Annotated in this window: 20 protein-coding genes and 2 tRNA genes; 4 read left to right on the top strand and 18 right to left on the bottom strand. The window is 39.8% G+C overall.

All coding sequences use genetic code 11. The features are described from left to right. Positions 1-18: 18 nt before the first annotated feature. Both H5S10_RS06795 and argS read right to left on the bottom strand, forming a co-directional pair. The gene (locus tag H5S10_RS06795) at positions 19-2,184 is read right to left on the bottom strand and encodes a PBP1A family penicillin-binding protein (protein ID WP_182589138.1); all 2,166 of its coding nucleotides are present in this window, start codon (positions 2,182-2,184) and stop codon (positions 19-21) included. A 165-nt stretch (positions 2,185-2,349) separates the two neighbouring features. Further along, a complete protein-coding gene (gene argS / locus H5S10_RS06790) occupies positions 2,350-4,038 on the bottom strand; it encodes an arginine--tRNA ligase (protein ID WP_182589137.1) in 1,689 nt (562 codons plus the stop codon). Positions 4,039-4,397: 359 nt separating this feature from the next. Here argS and thiD point away from each other — a divergent pair, with 359 nt between their 5' ends. Beyond that, positions 4,398-5,213, top strand: coding sequence for a bifunctional hydroxymethylpyrimidine kinase/phosphomethylpyrimidine kinase (gene thiD, locus H5S10_RS06785; RefSeq protein WP_182589136.1), 816 nt, complete (start codon positions 4,398-4,400; stop codon positions 5,211-5,213). Between the two features lie 12 nt (positions 5,214-5,225). Next, positions 5,226-6,164, top strand: a complete 939-nt coding sequence (locus tag H5S10_RS06780) for an L-lactate dehydrogenase (protein WP_182589135.1) — start codon at positions 5,226-5,228, stop codon at positions 6,162-6,164. A 54-nt stretch (positions 6,165-6,218) separates the two neighbouring features. On the opposite strand, the gene H5S10_RS06775 is transcribed toward H5S10_RS06780, so the two are convergent. Both H5S10_RS06775 and H5S10_RS06770 read right to left on the bottom strand, forming a co-directional pair. Beyond that, positions 6,219-6,289, bottom strand: a tRNA-Gly gene (locus H5S10_RS06775). A 63-nt stretch (positions 6,290-6,352) separates the two neighbouring features. Beyond that, complete coding sequence (locus H5S10_RS06770) at positions 6,353-6,625, bottom strand: hypothetical protein (protein WP_003664174.1); 273 nt, start codon at positions 6,623-6,625, stop codon at positions 6,353-6,355. A 141-nt stretch (positions 6,626-6,766) separates the two neighbouring features. Between H5S10_RS06770 and H5S10_RS06765 the strand changes: the two genes are divergently transcribed. Then, complete coding sequence (locus H5S10_RS06765; protein WP_182586875.1) at positions 6,767-7,102, top strand: hypothetical protein; 336 nt, start codon at positions 6,767-6,769, stop codon at positions 7,100-7,102. Here the strand turns inward: H5S10_RS06765 and folP are convergent. The 14 genes from folP to H5S10_RS06695 all read right to left on the bottom strand — a co-directional run bounded on the left by folP (position 7,068) and on the right by H5S10_RS06695 (position 16,523). Then, a complete protein-coding gene (gene folP / locus H5S10_RS06760; RefSeq protein WP_182586874.1) occupies positions 7,068-8,231 on the bottom strand; it encodes a dihydropteroate synthase in 1,164 nt (387 codons plus the stop codon). The two genes, H5S10_RS06765 and folP, sit on opposite strands and share 35 nt — an antisense overlap. Further along, complete coding sequence (locus H5S10_RS06755) at positions 8,218-8,820, bottom strand: non-canonical purine NTP pyrophosphatase (RefSeq protein ID WP_182589134.1); 603 nt, start codon at positions 8,818-8,820, stop codon at positions 8,218-8,220. The genes folP and H5S10_RS06755 overlap by 14 nt, the downstream gene beginning before the upstream one ends. Then, on the bottom strand, positions 8,810-10,069 hold the full coding sequence (locus tag H5S10_RS06750; protein WP_182589133.1) for a bifunctional folylpolyglutamate synthase/dihydrofolate synthase: 1,260 nt from the start codon (positions 10,067-10,069) through the stop codon (positions 8,810-8,812). The genes H5S10_RS06755 and H5S10_RS06750 overlap by 11 nt, the downstream gene beginning before the upstream one ends. Further along, a complete protein-coding gene (folE, locus tag H5S10_RS06745; protein ID WP_182586871.1) occupies positions 10,056-10,634 on the bottom strand; it encodes a GTP cyclohydrolase I FolE in 579 nt (192 codons plus the stop codon). Before folE ends, H5S10_RS06750 begins: the two co-directional genes overlap by 14 nt. Next, positions 10,616-11,128 carry a 2-amino-4-hydroxy-6-hydroxymethyldihydropteridine diphosphokinase gene (gene folK, locus H5S10_RS06740; RefSeq protein ID WP_182589132.1) on the bottom strand — a complete coding sequence of 171 codons (513 nt, stop codon included), beginning with the start codon at positions 11,126-11,128 and terminating at the stop codon, positions 10,616-10,618. Before folK ends, folE begins: the two co-directional genes overlap by 19 nt. Positions 11,129-11,130: 2 nt before the next feature. Beyond that, positions 11,131-11,490 (bottom strand): dihydroneopterin aldolase, encoded by a 360-nt coding sequence (gene folB, locus H5S10_RS06735; RefSeq protein ID WP_182586933.1) that lies wholly within the window; start codon positions 11,488-11,490, stop codon positions 11,131-11,133. Between the two features lie 63 nt (positions 11,491-11,553). Next, entirely contained in the window at positions 11,554-11,949 is a 396-nt protein-coding gene (locus tag H5S10_RS06730; protein ID WP_182589131.1) for an ASCH domain-containing protein, read from the bottom strand. Positions 11,950-12,025: 76 nt separating this feature from the next. Beyond that, positions 12,026-12,109, bottom strand: a tRNA-Leu gene (locus H5S10_RS06725). An 82-nt stretch (positions 12,110-12,191) separates the two neighbouring features. Next, the gene (locus tag H5S10_RS06720) at positions 12,192-12,470 is read right to left on the bottom strand and encodes a heavy metal-binding domain-containing protein (protein WP_003664194.1); all 279 of its coding nucleotides are present in this window, start codon (positions 12,468-12,470) and stop codon (positions 12,192-12,194) included. 343 nt (positions 12,471-12,813) lie between these two features. After that, positions 12,814-13,491 (bottom strand): CPBP family intramembrane glutamic endopeptidase, encoded by a 678-nt coding sequence (locus tag H5S10_RS06715; RefSeq protein WP_182589130.1) that lies wholly within the window; start codon positions 13,489-13,491, stop codon positions 12,814-12,816. Then, positions 13,475-13,720: a hypothetical protein gene (locus H5S10_RS06710; protein ID WP_003668533.1), complete on the bottom strand. Its 246-nt coding sequence runs from the start codon at positions 13,718-13,720 to the stop codon at positions 13,475-13,477. The genes H5S10_RS06715 and H5S10_RS06710 overlap by 17 nt, the downstream gene beginning before the upstream one ends. A gap of 116 nt (positions 13,721-13,836) precedes the next feature. Then, complete coding sequence (gene rbsK / locus H5S10_RS06705; protein WP_182589129.1) at positions 13,837-14,760, bottom strand: ribokinase; 924 nt, start codon at positions 14,758-14,760, stop codon at positions 13,837-13,839. Between the two features lie 56 nt (positions 14,761-14,816). Further along, a complete protein-coding gene (rbsR, locus tag H5S10_RS06700) occupies positions 14,817-15,833 on the bottom strand; it encodes a ribose utilization transcriptional repressor RbsR (RefSeq protein WP_182589128.1) in 1,017 nt (338 codons plus the stop codon). An 81-nt stretch (positions 15,834-15,914) separates the two neighbouring features. Further along, positions 15,915-16,523, bottom strand: a complete 609-nt coding sequence (locus H5S10_RS06695) for a hypothetical protein (RefSeq protein ID WP_182589127.1) — start codon at positions 16,521-16,523, stop codon at positions 15,915-15,917. A gap of 215 nt (positions 16,524-16,738) precedes the next feature. Between H5S10_RS06695 and H5S10_RS06690 the strand changes: the two genes are divergently transcribed. After that, positions 16,739-17,371 carry a deoxynucleoside kinase gene (locus H5S10_RS06690; RefSeq protein WP_003664204.1) on the top strand — a complete coding sequence of 211 codons (633 nt, stop codon included), beginning with the start codon at positions 16,739-16,741 and terminating at the stop codon, positions 17,369-17,371. The last annotated feature ends 116 nt before the right edge of the window (positions 17,372-17,487 follow it).

Genomic DNA, 17,487 nt, shown 5'->3' with positions numbered 1-17,487 from the left:
TAATTGTATCATATTATCCTAGAAAAGCGATCGAACATTACTCCACCATTGACTCGCCTTATTACCAAAGTTATTTACTGATTGGTTGAAGTTATTTACAAAGTCGCCTCCATCTTTGAGGAATGATCCCCAACCTTTAGAGGAACCCTTTGTCTTTTCATTTGCCCGTGTTTGAGCATCTTCAACCGTGAATTTGGTTCCAGCAGTGTTTGGCAAAATCGCACTCATTTCATTCTTGTAAAGGTAGTTAATGCTCCGTTCAGAAATATCGTTTAGGGTATGGCTTTGATTTGTATCATCATAGCCTTCCCACGTTGCAACCACTACATCGGGCGTATAACCGACGATCCACTTATCACGATCATTGGAATCATCGCCTTTTACTCCTGAGTTTGTGGTCCCAGTCTTACCAGCAAGCGTATAGCCACTTGGTTTGGCCGTTTTACCAGTTCCGTGATCAAATACGCCAATTAGCATACTAGTCATTTCTTTGGCTGTCTTACCTGAAATGATCCGCTTATTCTTGCTTCCATCATTTTTGGCGATCACCTTTCCAGAGGCATCTTCAATCTTGGTAATGTAGTGCGGGGATGGCATTAACCCATCATTAGCAAAGACTGCATAGGCACGGGCCATTTGTTGCGGTGATACTCCCCGCGTCATTCCACCGAGGGCTAAGGCAAGGTTCTTATCACCTTTTTCGACTGGTAAGCCAAATTTCTTTGCCATGTCATAACCACGATTGACCCCGATCTTATTTAATAACCAGACTGCTGGGGCGTTAAGACTCTCATAAAGGGCCTTATACATCGGCACTGTCCCACTATAGGTATCATCGTAGTTCTTTGGCGTGTAATTATTAGTTCCATAAGATTGTTTCTTATCTTGAAGCGTTGAATCATAGAAATATCCATGCTCTAGGGCGGGCGTGTATACAACAATCGGTTTAATCGTCGACCCTGGCTGCCGCCGCATCTGCGTAGAGCGGTTAAAGCCACGGAATACATGTTTCCCACGTCCCCCAACGACCGCGGTAATTCCCCCATTTTTCGGATTCATCGCAATCGAAGCTGATTGAACCATTGTGCCATCAGCTGAGTTCTGCGGGAAGTTATCGTCATCGTCATAGGTTTGCTGCATTGCTCGTTGTTGGTCTTGATCCAGCGTCGTATAAATCCGATAACCATTATTCATAATATCTTTTTCGGAAATATGATAGCGACTCTCTGCTTCCGCAATGACCGCATCAAAGAAGTACGGGTACTTATAACTGTCATTTGGCACGTAGCCGTTGGTAATATTCAACGGTGTCTGCTTATATTGATCTGCCGCACTTTGACTTAATTTATGATTTTCCACCATCAACTGAAGAACCATATTCCGTCGTTGCTTCGTCGCTGTCGGATGTTCTACCGGATCGTACATCCCAGGTGACGTCAGCATTCCGGCCAGGGTCGCTGCTTGGGGTACTGTTAGCTGACTGGCATTTTCATTGAAGTAACGCTTTGCCGCATCTTGAACTCCCCAGACCCCATGGCCAAAGTAGGCATTATTGAGGTACATTGTTAAAATTTCATTTTTGCTATATTGGTTTTCTACCTCAACCGCAATAAAGATCTCCCGGGCCTTACGAGAGAAAGTCTGTTGTTGCGTTAAGAAGGCATTCTTAACCAGTTGTTGTGTTAAAGTACTACCCCCACCAGAGATATAATCCCGGTGAAGAAGTTTATTTTTCACTAGTAAGAAGCCAGCCCGACCTAACCCTTTGACTGAAAAACCGTGTTCATGATAGAAGTTCCGATCTTCAGTCGAGAGGACCGCGTTAGGAACATTTGAGGAAATATCTTTTAGTTCCACATAAGTTCCCTTTTGAGCATAGAGGCTCCCGGCCGATTGATTGCTACGGTCATAAATCATTGTTGGTCGCTGCAACCGGTTCTTAAGATTTTTAACATCTGCAGTTTTTGCAACAAACGTCAAATGGATACTGGTAATTAAGAAAATTCCCAGAAAAATAACAATGATCCATCGCGTTAATTGATAACGATGCCAGAATTTTTTCAGCATCGCAACAAAGAGCTGCCAATAGTGTTTAAACCAAACTCGGAATGATGCCCAAGTCTTTTTTAACCACTTTATGATTCGCTCTTTCAAATCTGAATTAGATTGTGGTTCACGATTCATTAATAAATCTCCATTTTCATTTCAAAAAGCTGACAATTATTTTATCACATTTTGATAAATGGTAAGCTATTTTCTCCGTCAGCTTTACCAGAAATTAAAAGAAGAGACTGGAGAAAAACTGATTCTCTCAAGTCTCTTCACAATAATATTTAGCTGCAGTAACGATTACATTTCATCTGGTGCCTTGATATCAAGTAAATCAAGAGCTGATTTAAGCACATCACTAACTGCTTGAGTAAGAGCTAACCGTGCTGGTTGAGCTTCATCCTTATCAAGAATCCGAGTGTGAGCGTAGTATTGGTTAAATTTCTTAGCCAATTCAAGGGCATACTTAGCGATTACTGATGGATCGTAGTTTAATGCAGCCCGCTTGATTGCTTCGCTGTATTGACCAAGGAAGCTGATTAATTCCCAAGCTTCAGCACCGGCCTTTGTCAAGTCAACATCGCTAAAGTCCCGGATGCCACCCTTACGTAAGATACTCTCCGCACGAGCACGAGCATATTGAACATAAGGACCAGTTTCACCTTCAAACTTAACAACATCTTCAAGCTTGAAGTTAACAGCATTCCGACGGTAGTTTTTTAAATCGTGGAAGATAACGGCACCAACACCGACTTCTTTAGCAACTTCATCAGCGTTTTCAAGGTCAGGGTTCTTTTCAGCAATTTGCTTCCGCGCTAAATCAATGGAATCGTTCAATACGTCTTCAAGGGAAACAACATTACCCTTCCGCGTAGACATCTTCTTACCGTTTAAGTTCATTAAACCAAAGGAGATGTGTTCAATTTGATCCCACCAGTTGAAGCCCATTTCCTTTAAGGCCGCACGTAATTGCTTAAAGTAAGTTTCTTGTTCGGCACCAACAACGTAAAGGGACTTAGCATGGCCATACATCCGTTTCCGGAAAAGCGCCGTTGCCAAATCACGAGTGATGTAAGTTGTCGTTCCGTTACTCTTGATGATTAGTAATGGTGGTAAGTTATATTCATCAAGGTCAACAATTTCTGCACCCCGACTAGGCTTCAGTAAGTTCTTATCCCGTAACAATTGGATAGGTTCTTCCATCTTTTGAGCAGAGAAAGCTTCACCATTAAATGAGTCGAAGTTTACATCTAGCATCTTGTAAACACGTTGGAACCGTTCAAGAGAAACTTCACGGAACCAGTGCCAAAGCCGCCATGCTTCTTCGTCACCATGTTCAAGCTTAGCAAACCAGTTACGACCTGCTTCAGTGTATTCTGGATGTTCGTCAGCTTCGTTATTGATCCGCACATAGTACTTAAGCAAAGTGTTAATAGGATCCTTCTTAACTTCTGCTTCGTCTCCCCACATCTCATAAGCCGCCATTAACTTACCAAATTGCGTACCCCAATCACCAAGGTAATCAATTCGAATTAAGTTGTAGTTAACTTTTTCAAGAATCCGAGCAACGGCTTCACCAATCATGGTTGAACGAAGGTGCCCCATTCCCATAGGCTTAGCAATGTTTGGTGATGAATAATCAATCGTAACGTTAGCTTCGTGCCCAAGGTCAATCTCACCATAATGTTCAGGATTTGCTAAGATCGTTTGCAAAATCTTAGCACCAACTTGCGCTTTATCAAGGAAGAAGTTGATATATGGACCAGCAACAACTACCTTTTCAAAACCGTCTTGGTCAACCTTTTCAACTAATTCACTTGCGATCATTTGCGGTGCTTTACGTAAGGTCTTAGCTAAAAAGAATGTTGGGAAGGCATAATCCCCGTTACTAGAATCCTTTGGCCGTTCAATCTTAGCTTCAATTTCTTTAACATCCATCTCTGGCAATGCTTGTGCCAATGCAGCTGCAACTTGTTGCTTATCGCTCATATATATTCCTCCTTATACTTATAAAAAACGCCCCTAATAAGCATTACGCTTACTAGAGACGAGATTTACCCGCGGTACCACTCTAATTGAATTAGAATTCCACTCATTCATTAATTTAATTGAAATATCTGAGGCACGCCTTCACAAATCGAAAAGCCCCTAACTCTCATCAACAAAGGGTCGCTGTAGATTTCAAAATGCTACTACTCCTCAAATCCTATTTTCATACTCAACCATTATAACAAATTTAGATTTAAAAACAAGGACTGATCTACGAGGTTAAGTTATTACTTTTCTCTTACTTATTATATGTTACAATTATTATCATTAAATAATAATGAAAGGTTGATGAGTTATTTATGACAAACCCTACAATTCAAGCTGTTACAATTGCAGGTCATGATTCGGACGGGAGTGCTGGAATGCCCGCTGACCTTCATGCCTTTTTTGCGGATGGCGTATATGGTCACGGTATTTTAACTGCCGCTGTTTCCGGAAATTCTTACGGGATCACCTCTTCTCAAGTAATGCCGCAAGAATTTATTGCCGAACAGTTTAAGGTATTAAGCGAAGATTTTGACATCAAAGCAGCCAAAACTGGAATGCTTGCTAATGAGGATGTAATTAATGTCGTTGCTGATAACTATTCGCCTAAACATTTTGGTCCGTTAGTTGTTGACCCTGTGATCATTACTAAACACGGTGCAATGTTACTTGAACAATCAGCCTATGAACTATTTCGTGAACGAATTATTCCCCTTGCAACTGTCATTACCCCTAATTTCTATGAAGCACAAAAATTAACAGGCATTGAAATGACCACAGATGAAGAACGGGTTAAAGCAGCTCATCATCTTCAAGACTTAGGGGCAAAAAACGTGGTGATTAAAGGCGCGCATAATGATGATAGCCAAACAACTGTTGATGACTTTGTTCTTCTTGAAGACGGCGATAGCTTCTGGCTTAAAAAACCTTTTGTTAAGACTGATCGGTTGAATGGAACTGGTGATAGCTTCTCTGCAATTATCGCTGCCGAGCTTGCGAAGGGAAATAATGTTAAAATAGCAGTAACAAAGGCTAAAGATGCCGTTTACGCAGCAATCGCAAATCCATTAACGGTTGGTCATAAATTTGGGCCAATCAATCATTGGGATGCGCAAAAGGAGCTGCATTAGGAGGAATTTTTGATGCTTGATACGTATAGGCACAAAGTTGTATTAATAGGCGACGGGGCTGTCGGCTCATCATTTGCCTTTTCATTATTGCAGTCAACAAATGAGGTCGATGAATTGGTACTGGTAGATCGAACAAGGTCAAAAGCAGTTGGGGATGCTGCTGATCTTGCTGATATTACACCCCTGACAAACCCAGTAAAGATTTACGCGGGAACCTATGAAGATGCTACTGATGCTGACGTGGTTGTTATTACAGCTGGGATTCCCCGTAAACCTGGTGAAACACGGTTAGACCTAGTTAATAAAAACACTACGATTCTTAAATCAATTATTGAACCAATTGTCAAAAGTGGGTTCACTGGCGTTTTCGTTATCTCAAGCAATCCCGTTGATATCCTTACAACAATTGCGCAGCGAATCAGCGGTTTCCCTAAAGAGCGCGTCATCGGCACCGGAACTTCTCTTGATTCAATGCGGCTCCGGGTCCTCTTAAGCAAGAAATTACACCTATCCGTCAATGTCATCGATGCCTTAATGCTTGGCGAACACGGTGATACTTCTTTTGCGGCTTTTAATGAAATCACAGTCAGCGGAAAAGCCCTCAACACTATTACTGCCCTTTCAAACACTGATAAAAACGAAATTGAAAAAGCAGTTCACGAAGCTGGCAGTCAAATAATCACCAATAAAGGGGCTACTTTCTACGGAATTGCTAAATGCCTCTCGTATATTACACGGGCAATCATCGAAAACCGTAATCTTGTCCTGCCAATTTCGGCTCCACTTGAGGGACAGTATGGAATTAATGATCTGTACTTAGGAACACCTGCCATCATTAATAGTCAAGGAATCGGCCAGGTCGTTGAATATCCGTTAACGTCAGATGAAGTTAAAAAGATGCAACAATCTGCTGAAGCAATGCATCAGGTTTTAGCTAAGATTGAAGTCTAAAAAAGCTGAGGCTGGGAGAAATAAAATTTCCTCCTAGCCTCAGCTTTTTATAAGAGCGGGTAACGAGAATCGAACTCGCGACGCAACCTTGGGAAGGTTGAGTTTTACCACTAAACTATACCCGCATTAACTAACTAAGTTCAACACTTAGTTAGTATATACCTCTTCTAATTATTTGTCATCTTTTTTTAAGATTTTTTTGAAGATTTAGCATCTTCTGCTGTTTCTTCGTCATCCTTTTTTTCTTCACGAGGAACAGCCTTTACCATCTTAGCTTCTTTTTGGCGAATAACAGCGCGGCCATTTAATTCGTTAACCCCGCTTTTATCAGACGGATCAAAATCTTGGATAGATACCATAATTGAATTAGTATAAACCTTTTCAACGACACCAGAAAATTCATGTTCGAGGGGACCGAATTTCTTTCCTTTTACAATATCGCCAATTTCAAAATCTGCCACTTGATTTCACCTCAAATATTATTTATTTTTACGCAAGCAATATACGTACCATACACTTTTTTTATTATATTTTCAAGTCAAATGCATATAGTCAGTTTCTTTCATTAATGCTAAAATCAAAGCCGAAAGGAGTTTACCCATATGTTAAAAATAATAGTGGCGGTCCTAATCATTATTTTGATTTTCACTACTACCACTGGTCTCCATGCCAAAATTGAACGGAAAGTGACTAACTGGCTTGAACTAAGCCGTTTATTCTTTTTCCTTTTATTAACTGCTTCGATTGTCCATACCTTTCTTCATTTTAAAACTCAGCTTTTGAGCAACCTAGTATGGATCATTTTTTTAATTTTAATCTATATCTTAATGGAAACTGCTTTCCGCCTTAAACGGGAAACATTTGGCAAGCCCTATCTAACAGCCTTACTTTTTATTGCCCTTATCATTGCCTTGGGGATTGGCTGTTGGTGGATCTAAACCAGTAACTATTTTCAATAGTATCGATCATTTTCACTAATTGACTGGTTTCCTCAACATCATGAACTCGTAAAACACGACCGCCTCGCAAATACATTGCTGTCTCAGCAATCAATGTTACGCCGAGACGGTCTTCTTTTGCTAGATTAAATAATTTTTGCCCAAAGCCCTTTCGTGAGATCGCAACCATAATCGGGCGATGGAGGTAATTAAGCTGATCAATGTTACGCATCATCGCATAATCCTGGTAACCGTCAGCCACCTTGGCATACCCAATTCCTTGGTCTAAAATCACCCGTTCAAGATCAATCCCAGCAGCTGCTATTGTCCCAAGATTATGTTCAAAAAATTTCTGCATCGCTACTGTGAGATTATCGTAGTCATGAGTTCGGCTACTATGCATTGTTACCATTCCAACATTTGCCTTAGCCATCAAAATTAGTTTTTGTTTTGAGTTAAACGCCTGCACATCATTGATAATATCTACCCCAGCCTTAATTGCCGCTGCCATTACTGGGAGTTTATATGTATCAACTGCGATAGCAACCTGGGGATAGTTTTCACGAAGAAGCTGAATGGCCGGCATAATTCGTGAAATTTCTTCTTCCGGATCAACTTCCTTAAAGCCACCCGGTTTCGTAGTTTGACCACCAACTTCAATTACGTTTGCACCGGCTGCTACCATCTTATCAATTTGGCTAGCCATAGCGGAGTGAGATTGAAATTTGCCCCCATCATAAAAGGAGTCAGGAGTTACATTTAAAATCCCATAAATCACGGGGTGGGCTGTCAGGTCAAAAGTAAACCGACCTGCGCGCCAAGTAATTTGGTGACGGTGGTAAATTTGATCGAGTGAAGAAATTAATTCTTGGTCTTTATTCCACCGTTCTTTCACCCGCGCTATTAGTTCTTTTAGGGAAAGGAGCGGCAAAGAAAATTCGACGCGTTTTTCAACACAAGCTACAGGGATATCGAAATGACGAATAAATTGCTCCACCATCCCAGCCATCTCCACATCTGGACAATCCCAGGTTAATAAAAGCTGCTGGTGCCGATTAACTTGGTCAGCTAAGATTGCGGATACTAATTTAGAATGGTCTTTGGTAACTAAATTTTCAGTAACTTTCATTTGCTTCTCCTAATTGATCTAATAAGTTCTTAACAGCCCGTGCACGATGTAAATAGGAAATGCGGGTCGGCTGGTCCATTTCGGCAAGTGTTTGTGATTCGCCAGCTGGAATAAAGATCCGATCAAAGCCCGTCGCATTGACTCCGCGTTCGGTATGAGCAATCGTTCCCTTCAATTGACCGTGACCAATTTTAACCACTTGATTATTTATCGCCAGGGCAATCGTTGTTTTCATTATAAATTGTCGTGATTTACCATCGACTAAATGAATCAAGTAATCATTTAAATCACCATCGGGAACTTCTTGCGTCAATTCCCGCGCTGTCTGTACCCCATACCTTCCTGGAAAAGCTAAGAGTTCTAAGCCGGAATCATCGGCAATTATTTTTGCTGCTGGTAGCTGTTGACTGATAAAGAGGGCCTTAGCCTTTGCATTTTTTTCATAGCTCTCTGTTGATTCAGGCGGAAAGGCTTGTTGAGGCAACTTTTTTCGGTATCCCACACCGTGTTGGTGGTAAAAATTTAGAATGGTTTCGATTTCTTTAATTTTATGAATATTATGGGTTGCAATAATAAAATTATTTTTCATCTAAATCGGCCTCGATATCTTTAATCGTATAAAAAGAACCCGTTACGACAATTAAATCATTCGGCTCCGCAATCTTTTTTGCCGCCACTAACCCTTTTCGTGGATTATCAGCAATAATTGCTTGGGGCAGAACTGATTTTAACTTCCTTGCTGCGAGAGCACGGGTTGGATGATCAGGGGTAGTAATTATTATCTCGTCTGCCATTTGCTGATAAATTTTAACCATCTGCCTAATATTTTTATCAGCGAGAAAACCAAGAACCATAATTATTTTATTATGGGGGAGCTTAAAGATAGTTTTGGTAAGTTGCTTAGCTGCATCAGGATTATGTGCTCCGTCCAGAATAACAAGAGGATGATCCGCAATTTTCTGCATTCGGCCAGCAATCTTCACCGTCGCAAGTGTTGATAGTAAAGGTTGCCAAGATGTAACAAGGCCCTGCTGGCGAAGAAAGGCAAATACACTGACAACGGTTCCCAGGTTTTCACTTTGGAAAGTCCCCAATAAATTAAAAGGAACTTTGTAAATTTCATGATTAACTTGCAGGGGCGCCTGCCCATCAACGATTGACTGGGCATCCGCTTGCGTTAACCCTACTCTTTGTTGATAAGCCTTTTCCTTAATAATTGTGAGGGCGTCTTTTTCTTGGTGTGGTGCTAAAAATACTTGTTTAGTCCCGGTCTTGATAATTCCTGCTTTCGCCTGAGCAATTTGGGCAATCGTTGAGCCTAAGATCCGCGTATGGTCAAGGGCAATATGGGTTATCACGGTAATAAAAGGTGCGCTGATAATATTGGTTGCATCATCTTGACCGCCTAAACCGCATTCAATGACTGCCCAATCAACTTTTTGATCTGCAAAATATTGAAGCATTATCAAGGTCCACCACTCAAAAATGGTAATATCATCAGGCGAAAGATCAGCTGGTAAGTGTTCGATGATCTTTTGGTAAGTGATCGTAAAGTCTTTTTTACTAATCAAATGGTCATTAACCTTAATTTGCTCCCGATCATCTACCAACGCCGGACTGCTAAAATAGCCGACCTGGTATCCAGCATTTTGTAACCCTTGTTCTAACATTGTCCCAGTCGAGCCTTTTCCGTTTGTCCCCGCAATATGGATAATTTTGAATCGCTGGTCAGGATTTCCTAAACGAGTAAGAATTCGTCGCAAAAATTTTACCCGATCTTGTTGTCCCCCAAGCATTTGGCGGTTAAGACTCGCATTAATTTGTTCATAGGTCTGCACGATAATTCCTCGTTTGATTTAGAAATTCTTGTTTCAAATCACGGTCAGTCTTAAATTGACCAGTAAACTTATCGGTATAAGTAAATTGACCAGCCTTATTAACGCCCCGCATTTCCATACAAAGGTGGCGAGCCGCGATAGTTACTGCAACGCCGGCTGGATCAAGAATTCGCTGCAACTCAGCGACTAAGTCTGTTGTAACGCGTTCTTGCATCCCCGGTTTTTTCGTTACAAAATCTAACAACCGGGGAATCTTACTGAGACCAATAACTTTCTTATCTTTGGGAACATAAGCCACATTCGCGTATCCAAAAAAGGGCAGTAAATGGTGTTCACACATTGAATAAAAAGGTATGTGCTGCACTAATACCATTTCCGGCACATCATCAACATGAAAAACCTTATAATTAGCTATTTCTTCTGGTTGATGATTAAGAGAGGAAAAAACTTCTTGGTACATTTTGGCAACGCGCTGGGGTGTTTCGGCTAATCCTTCTCGTTTAGGATCTTCACCGATTGCAATTAGTAAATCTTTAACAGCCTTTGCTATTTTTTGTTGGTCCATGAAAACACCTCTCGTCCATATATCTTTCTAAGCCAATTATGATCTGGAGTCTCATTTAACAAGTGATCCAATTGTTGATAATAAGGATCTTTTTGATTAGTAATTTCGCGCATTGGCAATAAAACAAACTGCCGGTTAACCATTTCTGGATGAGGAATCGTTAACGTTGGTGTTTTAATATGTTGATGACCAAAATCAATAATATCAAGGTCAATTGTCCGTGGTCCCCAATGGATGAGCCGGCGTCGATGTAACTCCTGCTCAATATTGTGAAGGTGGTTGAGGAGTTGCTGAGCCGTTAAAACGGTTACGATCTTAATTGCAATATTGTAAAAAGAATCTTGTTTCACCCCACCCACCGGCTCTGTTTCATAAACGGAGGAAATCGCCGTAATATCAATCTTAGGTGGCACATTTAACAGCTGAATCGCTTTTTGAAGGTTTGCTAACCGATCGCCGACATTACTACCAACACTTAGGTATACTTCAGTCATAATTACTTGCTCCCTGCTACTTCAATTTCGACATTATCAAAAATCCCGGCAATCGGCACACTATATTTACGGATGCGAAGGCGGATCCCATCAAGCATCGGGTATGTCTTGAAAAGCTCGCGCAGTAAGTTATTAGCGAGGCTCTCAATCAAATTATAGTTGTGGTGGGCAACAAACTCCGCAATTGTTTCATAAACATCAGCGTAACTGACGGTCTCATCTAATTCATCGGTTCTAACCAGCGTTTCAATTGGATAGTCCATCTCACAGTCAATCTCAATTTTTTGGCCAAGCTTTTTCTCTTCCGCAAACACACCATTGTAAGTATTAAATGCCATGTTGTTAATTCTAATCTTTCCGATAAGCTATTGCCCCTTCATTTTTTATTTTCTATCATAACGCATAAGTTAGTTGGTGAAAATATCTTAATAGATTAAGGGAGCAATCTTTTCCTGGTACCATTGCTCACCAGCTTTTGACAAGGGGTTAGTAAATGGCGCAGGTTTAATCAAACGATCATCGACGTTAAACAATTTTAACTGTCCCTTAACTTTTAATGGTTCAATCCAATAAGAGCCTCCCTCCTCAAAGGGCGCAATTACCCATGCGTAGTATTTTTGTTCACCATCATCCCGTTCCTCAATTCCAGTGATCTTAGCAACACATAACGCATGACCAGCTACAGCCCCACGCGTTTTCTTAGCACTATTACAAATTAAGAGGTCACCACGATACTTAGTTGCCCATGTCCGGTATTCCTCTGTTTTTGTGCCATTTAAGATTTCCATTCCATATTCGGGATAAATTGATAAAGCTTTCATCTTGACCTTCCCTTGCAGTTTTATTTCAATATAAAGAAAAAAGCCCGGCAAATCAATGTTTACCGAGCTTTTCAGATGCCTCAGGCAGGATTCGAACCTGTACATGGATAACCATACAACGACCTGAACGTTGCGCGTCTGCCAGTTCCGCCACTGAGGCACTAACTATTTTGTAACATTATTAAGTATACCGAACTCATCAAAAATTACAAGTATTTTTATTAGCAATCCTCAATTTGTTCTTATTTAACGAATTGAATCATTGTTCCATACGCGGTTAAGACCAAGAATTTGGGTGCAACCTGCATATTGGCAACATCTGTAGTAAATCGAACTCCAACAACACCATCAGCACCCTTTTCACTAGCCCGCCGCTTTAATTTTTCTTGAACATCACTAAATAATTGGTCCATGGACTCAAATGAATCAATTGCTTCGGTCGGCATTGCCAAATGACTAGTGGCGTTAACAATCCCTAAAATGCGGTGGGCTTGAGGAAACCCCTCAGTTGATAAAAACATGTGTTATCCTCCCTAAATTCTTTACCATTTAAAAATAACAAAGAGACCGGAAGATTTCCAGCCTCTTTGTTTATTGCGGAAAGAATCTGCTACTTTGCTCGGGAACTAATTATTAATTCATTTTTGATTCTAACTTCCGCAAAGTCGCATTTATATCATCAATCTAGTGCACCCTGGTGACCTTATTACATAAATATTCAGTCTAAGATTTCATGTCACACTTATGTTGCTTCTAGCCTACTATTAATTTCTTCGGTGCTGGATTGATATAGGGGATCTTACTACTCTAATCTTTCCACACTTATAATGTACCATTAATTGTAAGCGATTTCAAGGAGTAACTTTAGATAACTTGAACCAAGAGGACATACATTGCAATCGCATTATTAATCATATGAATCGCAATCGAATTTCGAATGTCGTCCGTTCGCAAATAAACATATGCCAAAACCATCCCCATATAAGCATAGATCAAGAAACTAATGGGATTAGTGCTCATATGACCTGTAGAGAATACTATCCCTGAAAGGATAACTTTAGGCCAGATGTTACCACGCTTAAAAAACATATTTGTCAATGTACCACGAAAAATAAATTCTTCAGCAATTGGACTTAAGACAACTGCTGAAAAACAAAATACAATCGTAATCACTTCATTATGACCAAGCATGCTTTCTAAGGCCGCATTGTTTGCTGTCTCAGTTTGATGATAGATAAGTTGGTTGAGATAGCTAAGGACATCCATTCCCAAAATAATCGCTAGGTACCCACCGATAATCCAACCAACCTTTATTCCCGCCGGCTGCCCTAATTGGTTATAAGCTTCATATGTCCGGTGTGCCCACCAAATAATCGCTAACATTAAACCGATGAATAAGGCCATAAATCCGTCCACGATAAGCTGATTGGTTTTTGAATAACGTAAAGCAAAATTAACTGCCATCGGGGGAACTTCAATTGCAATTAGCATCAGTGCAATTAAAATCACCTTAGATGTCCACTGTCTAATTACTTTTATCATTATTTTTCTCTTCCTTTGCCCGTTTCTCACGCATTCGTTGGATACTCCACCGGGTAGAAATTTTTGTCACAATGATATTTGCAACTACGAAACCAATTACCCAGAGAAGGTACATCACCCAACCAGAAATATAATTTTCAGCAGTCAACCATACTAAGAGCGCAAAGATGATAAACGGCGGAATGACCACCTTAAGAATAAATTCTGCTTTCACAAAGAAAACCTCCATTATTATTTGTCCAACAGTTTACTAAATCAACATGTAAAGTGCAAGAGTACTAAGAAAGCTGAGAAAAGTTTTCGCTTTCCTCAGCCTCACCATTTTTAATTTATATTTAACTAAACTTAGTTATTCTTTGATGCAGCAACTACTTCGTCATAAGTAGGAATTGATGGTAATGCACCAAGCTTTTGAACAGCTAATGAACTTGCCCGTTGAGCGTAAACAATTGCCTTTTCGATGTTGCTCATATCAGGCTTTAATTGGGATGAAAGAGCACCAATGAATGTATCACCAGCGGCAGTAGTATCAACAGCATTAACCTTAAAGGCAGGAATGAAGTTGTAACCATCTTGAGTACAGTAGAAGGCACCCTTTGCTCCAACAGTAATAATTAAATTACGGACACCCATTTGAGCAAACTTAGCGGCTGACATAAGCATTGAAGTTTCGTCTGTAATAATAATTCCTGTTAAAGCAGCACTTTCTGTTTCATTTGGAATGATTAAGTCAGTTAACTTCAATAAGTCAGGATTAATTTCATGAGCAGGAGCAGGATTCAAGATTGTCTTTACACCATTTTCCTTTGCAATTTGGAATGCCCGTAAAGTAGCTTCTTGTGGTGTTTCAAATTGGGCAATGACAAAATCGGCGGCAGCAATTTGATCGCGAGCATCTTCAACTTCCTTAACGCTTAATTGTTGGTTTGCTCCTCCGTATACTAAGATACTGTTTTGGCCACTTTCATCAAGTAAGATGGCTGCAGATCCAGTACCTGTTTGATCGTCAACATGGATCCCAGTTGTGTCGACGTTGTTATTCTTGAGGTCATTGATCATCATCTTACCACCAGCGTCATCACCAACTTGACCAACAAATGCTGTTTCAGCGCCTGAACGTGCAGCAGCAACAGCTTGGTTTGCACCTTTTCCCCCGGCAGCATTAGTTTTACTTAAAGCGGCAATTGTTTCCCCAGGTAATGGCATCCGCTTAACCTTCATTGTTGTATCAACATTTAAACTACCTACAATTGTTACATGATTTGTCATTTGTTTATTTCCTCCTTAAACAATTGGCATCTAATTGATAATATCATCATACCATATTATTTTGGACGATAGGAACTTGTACTATCTCGTTTAATTAATTTTACTGGAAAGTTTTGCACACGGGCTTCAGCACTACTATGACTAATCTGTTCAATGAGCATTTTAGTAGCTCCCGCACCGAGGTCAAAAATAGGCTGTTGCACTGTAGTTAATCGTGGATAAACATAATCATCCCAGTAGATGTTATCATAACCGATCACAGAAATGTCTTCGGGAACCTTAACGTCTAATTCATGTAACCCTCGCAACAACCCAATTGCCATTTCATCATTTGCTGCAAAAACAGCAGAGGCGCCAGTTGCTAAAACATCTTTTGCCGCTTTATATCCGCCATCCTTTGTCAAGGGTGCCCGAATAACATCGTGAATAGGATCGAGGCTTAGATTATTTTCTTTAATAATATTTTTAAATCCATTCATTCGGTGATTTAAGTTTTCAGTAGGATTATCAGAAGTAAGAACGGCAATATGTTTGTGACCAAGTTCAATGAGGTGCTTAGCCGCAATTTGACCACCAAGGTAATCATTGGTTTGTACCCGGTCACCTTCCTGCGTATGATTCTGGTCAAATAAAATATAAGGAATCTCATTAAAAGAAATGACTTCTTTAATCGTCTCGGTAGTCATCGTCGCACTAGCAATTACTAATCCACTAATTGATCGTTCAATCATCTGGGAAAGGTAATATTTTTCCAGCTTTGGATCACGGTTGGCACTAAAGACAAGCGGAATAAATTCTGCTTCACGGGCAATACTCTGTACCCCTTCAACAAAAGTACCAAAAAACGGATTGGCAATATTAGGAACTAGTACCCCAATTGTCTTAGCACTCTTTAAAATTAAGTTACGAGCATTAAAATCAGGAACGTATTTATACTTATCCCGTAATGCCAAAACTCGTTCTTGAGTTGCTGTACTGAATCGATCACCTTTATTATTCAAAATTTGCGAAACAGTGGTTACAGAAACACCAGCTTCTTTTGCTAAATCACGAATTGTTATTTTCTTTTTCATGGCTGTTCAACCTCTTTAGTAAACAGTTTTATCTAGTTAATAATATTTAACTAATTTAAACTATCTCGACTCATATTGCAATCACATTTCGTTAAAAATATCATTAAAAATCTGTTTCCCGGTTGCCATTTGAGTACCACGAACACGGAGATAGTCAATCTTTGCTCGCAAAATATCATATTCCCATAATGAGGATAGGTCATGGTCATTATAGTAATGAATCGTTACTTTAATGGGCGTGAGATCAATAATTATTCCTGTAAAATCATCACTCCCCTTATACTTTTCAGTGCCAATGACAACTGGAAGGCGGTTCTCATAGGAATCATTGAGAAGGTTTGACAATAAGTTTCCTTGGGTAATTTTTGGATGGTTATCAATAAACTTTTGCACTTGCCAAATATCAAAATAGTTGTGATCATGGGCAACTTTAGTTTTTTCAGAAACCGTCATTAAATAGTCACTATGGCGTTCCGTATAAAGAATGCTCTTGATCCGAATAGCAATTAATCCATTAATTTTACCATCCCAGTCAATGCTAATCATCAAACAAAATACTGGATCGAGGGCAACAACAAATCCGACATTAAAATAATCATCATTAGGCAAGTTATGAACCTCAATCAATGTTCCTTGCTGCTTTGCCATTGTTAATTGAACACGATTCTCACTTTCACTTTCTTTTCTCATCGTTACATCCTTACTATTAATTTTTCACATGATTAGATTTTTAAAATTTAATCACATCTCTACTTTTATTATAATCGCTAACAATGTGGATGTGATAACTTTTACCACGATAAGTTAAATCTGGTAACCACCAAATATTGTAAAATTGGGTGTGTCATTCCACAATATTTTGTAGTAAGATATTTTTTGTGACAAAAAAGTAAAGAGGGGCCATTATGGTGATTATTACAGCAGGGATGATTGGTGTCGGTAAAACAACTTTAACTGGGAAGATTGCCGAACACTTACATACAAAAGCATTTTTTGAACCAGTCGGAGAAAATCCAGTTTTACCACTGTATTATAAAAATCCAAAACAGTACGGCTTTTTACTCCAAATTTATTTTTTAAACAAGCGTTTCTCAATGATTAAACAAGCACTTACTGATGATAATAACGTGCTTGACCGTTCTATCTACGAAGATGCCTTGTTTACGCGAGAAAATAACGCCGAGGGGAACATCACTGATACTGAATTAGAAGTATACTTAAAGCTTCTTGACAACATGATGAGTGACCTCCAACAGTTACCTAAGCGCGCACCAGATTTAATGGTTTATTCTGAAACAGATTTTGAAACCATCTTATACCGAATTAAAAAGCGCGGGCGGGATTACGAGCAAATTGATACTAATCCAGAGTTAAAGGATTACTATTACAAGATGTGGAGTGCCTACAAGCAATGGTACAAGGATTACGATGCTAGTCCAAAAATGAAAATTGATTTAGAGCGTTATGACCTTGAAGATCCTAAGAACGTTGATGCGGTCTTAGCAATGATTGATGAACGGTTGAAGTCATTACGCTAAATCATAACCACCCGTCAAACGGGTGGTTTGCACATCGGCTATAAGCCGATAATAAAAGCCGGCGTCTCAAGACGCTGGCTTTCGCTTTGCTCAAGCCAAAATGCTCTGACTACTTT

Origin of the sequence: Limosilactobacillus balticus, assembly GCF_014145615.1 — a bacterium.
Taxonomy (GTDB): Bacteria; Bacillota; Bacilli; order Lactobacillales; family Lactobacillaceae; genus Limosilactobacillus; species Limosilactobacillus balticus.
The sequence above is the reverse complement of the archived record's forward strand: the minus strand, read 5'-3'. Positions and strand labels throughout refer to the sequence as shown.

Bases quoted from the DNA above. Each gene is read 5' to 3' on its own strand.
- H5S10_RS06795 (WP_182589138.1), bottom strand. From the start codon at position 2,184: ATGAATCGTGAACCACAATCTAATTCAGATTTGAAAGAGCGAATCATA.
- argS (WP_182589137.1), bottom strand. From the start codon at position 4,038: ATGAGCGATAAGCAACAAGTTGCAGCTGCATTGGCACAAGCATTGCCA.
- thiD (WP_182589136.1), top strand. From the start codon at position 4,398: ATGACAAACCCTACAATTCAAGCTGTTACAATTGCAGGTCATGATTCG.
- H5S10_RS06780 (WP_182589135.1), top strand. From the start codon at position 5,226: ATGCTTGATACGTATAGGCACAAAGTTGTATTAATAGGCGACGGGGCT.
- H5S10_RS06765 (WP_182586875.1), top strand. From the start codon at position 6,767: ATGTTAAAAATAATAGTGGCGGTCCTAATCATTATTTTGATTTTCACT.
- folP (WP_182586874.1), bottom strand. From the start codon at position 8,231: ATGAAAGTTACTGAAAATTTAGTTACCAAAGACCATTCTAAATTAGTA.
- H5S10_RS06755 (WP_182589134.1), bottom strand. From the start codon at position 8,820: ATGAAAAATAATTTTATTATTGCAACCCATAATATTCATAAAATTAAA.
- folE (WP_182586871.1), bottom strand. From the start codon at position 10,634: ATGGACCAACAAAAAATAGCAAAGGCTGTTAAAGATTTACTAATTGCA.
- folK (WP_182589132.1), bottom strand. From the start codon at position 11,128: ATGACTGAAGTATACCTAAGTGTTGGTAGTAATGTCGGCGATCGGTTA.
- H5S10_RS06730 (WP_182589131.1), bottom strand. From the start codon at position 11,949: ATGAAAGCTTTATCAATTTATCCCGAATATGGAATGGAAATCTTAAAT.
- H5S10_RS06720 (WP_003664194.1), bottom strand. From the start codon at position 12,470: ATGTTTTTATCAACTGAGGGGTTTCCTCAAGCCCACCGCATTTTAGGG.
- H5S10_RS06715 (WP_182589130.1), bottom strand. From the start codon at position 13,491: ATGATAAAAGTAATTAGACAGTGGACATCTAAGGTGATTTTAATTGCA.
- H5S10_RS06710 (WP_003668533.1), bottom strand. From the start codon at position 13,720: ATGGAGGTTTTCTTTGTGAAAGCAGAATTTATTCTTAAGGTGGTCATT.
- rbsK (WP_182589129.1), bottom strand. From the start codon at position 14,760: ATGACAAATCATGTAACAATTGTAGGTAGTTTAAATGTTGATACAACA.
- rbsR (WP_182589128.1), bottom strand. From the start codon at position 15,833: ATGAAAAAGAAAATAACAATTCGTGATTTAGCAAAAGAAGCTGGTGTT.
- H5S10_RS06695 (WP_182589127.1), bottom strand. From the start codon at position 16,523: ATGAGAAAAGAAAGTGAAAGTGAGAATCGTGTTCAATTAACAATGGCA.
- H5S10_RS06690 (WP_003664204.1), top strand. From the start codon at position 16,739: ATGGTGATTATTACAGCAGGGATGATTGGTGTCGGTAAAACAACTTTA.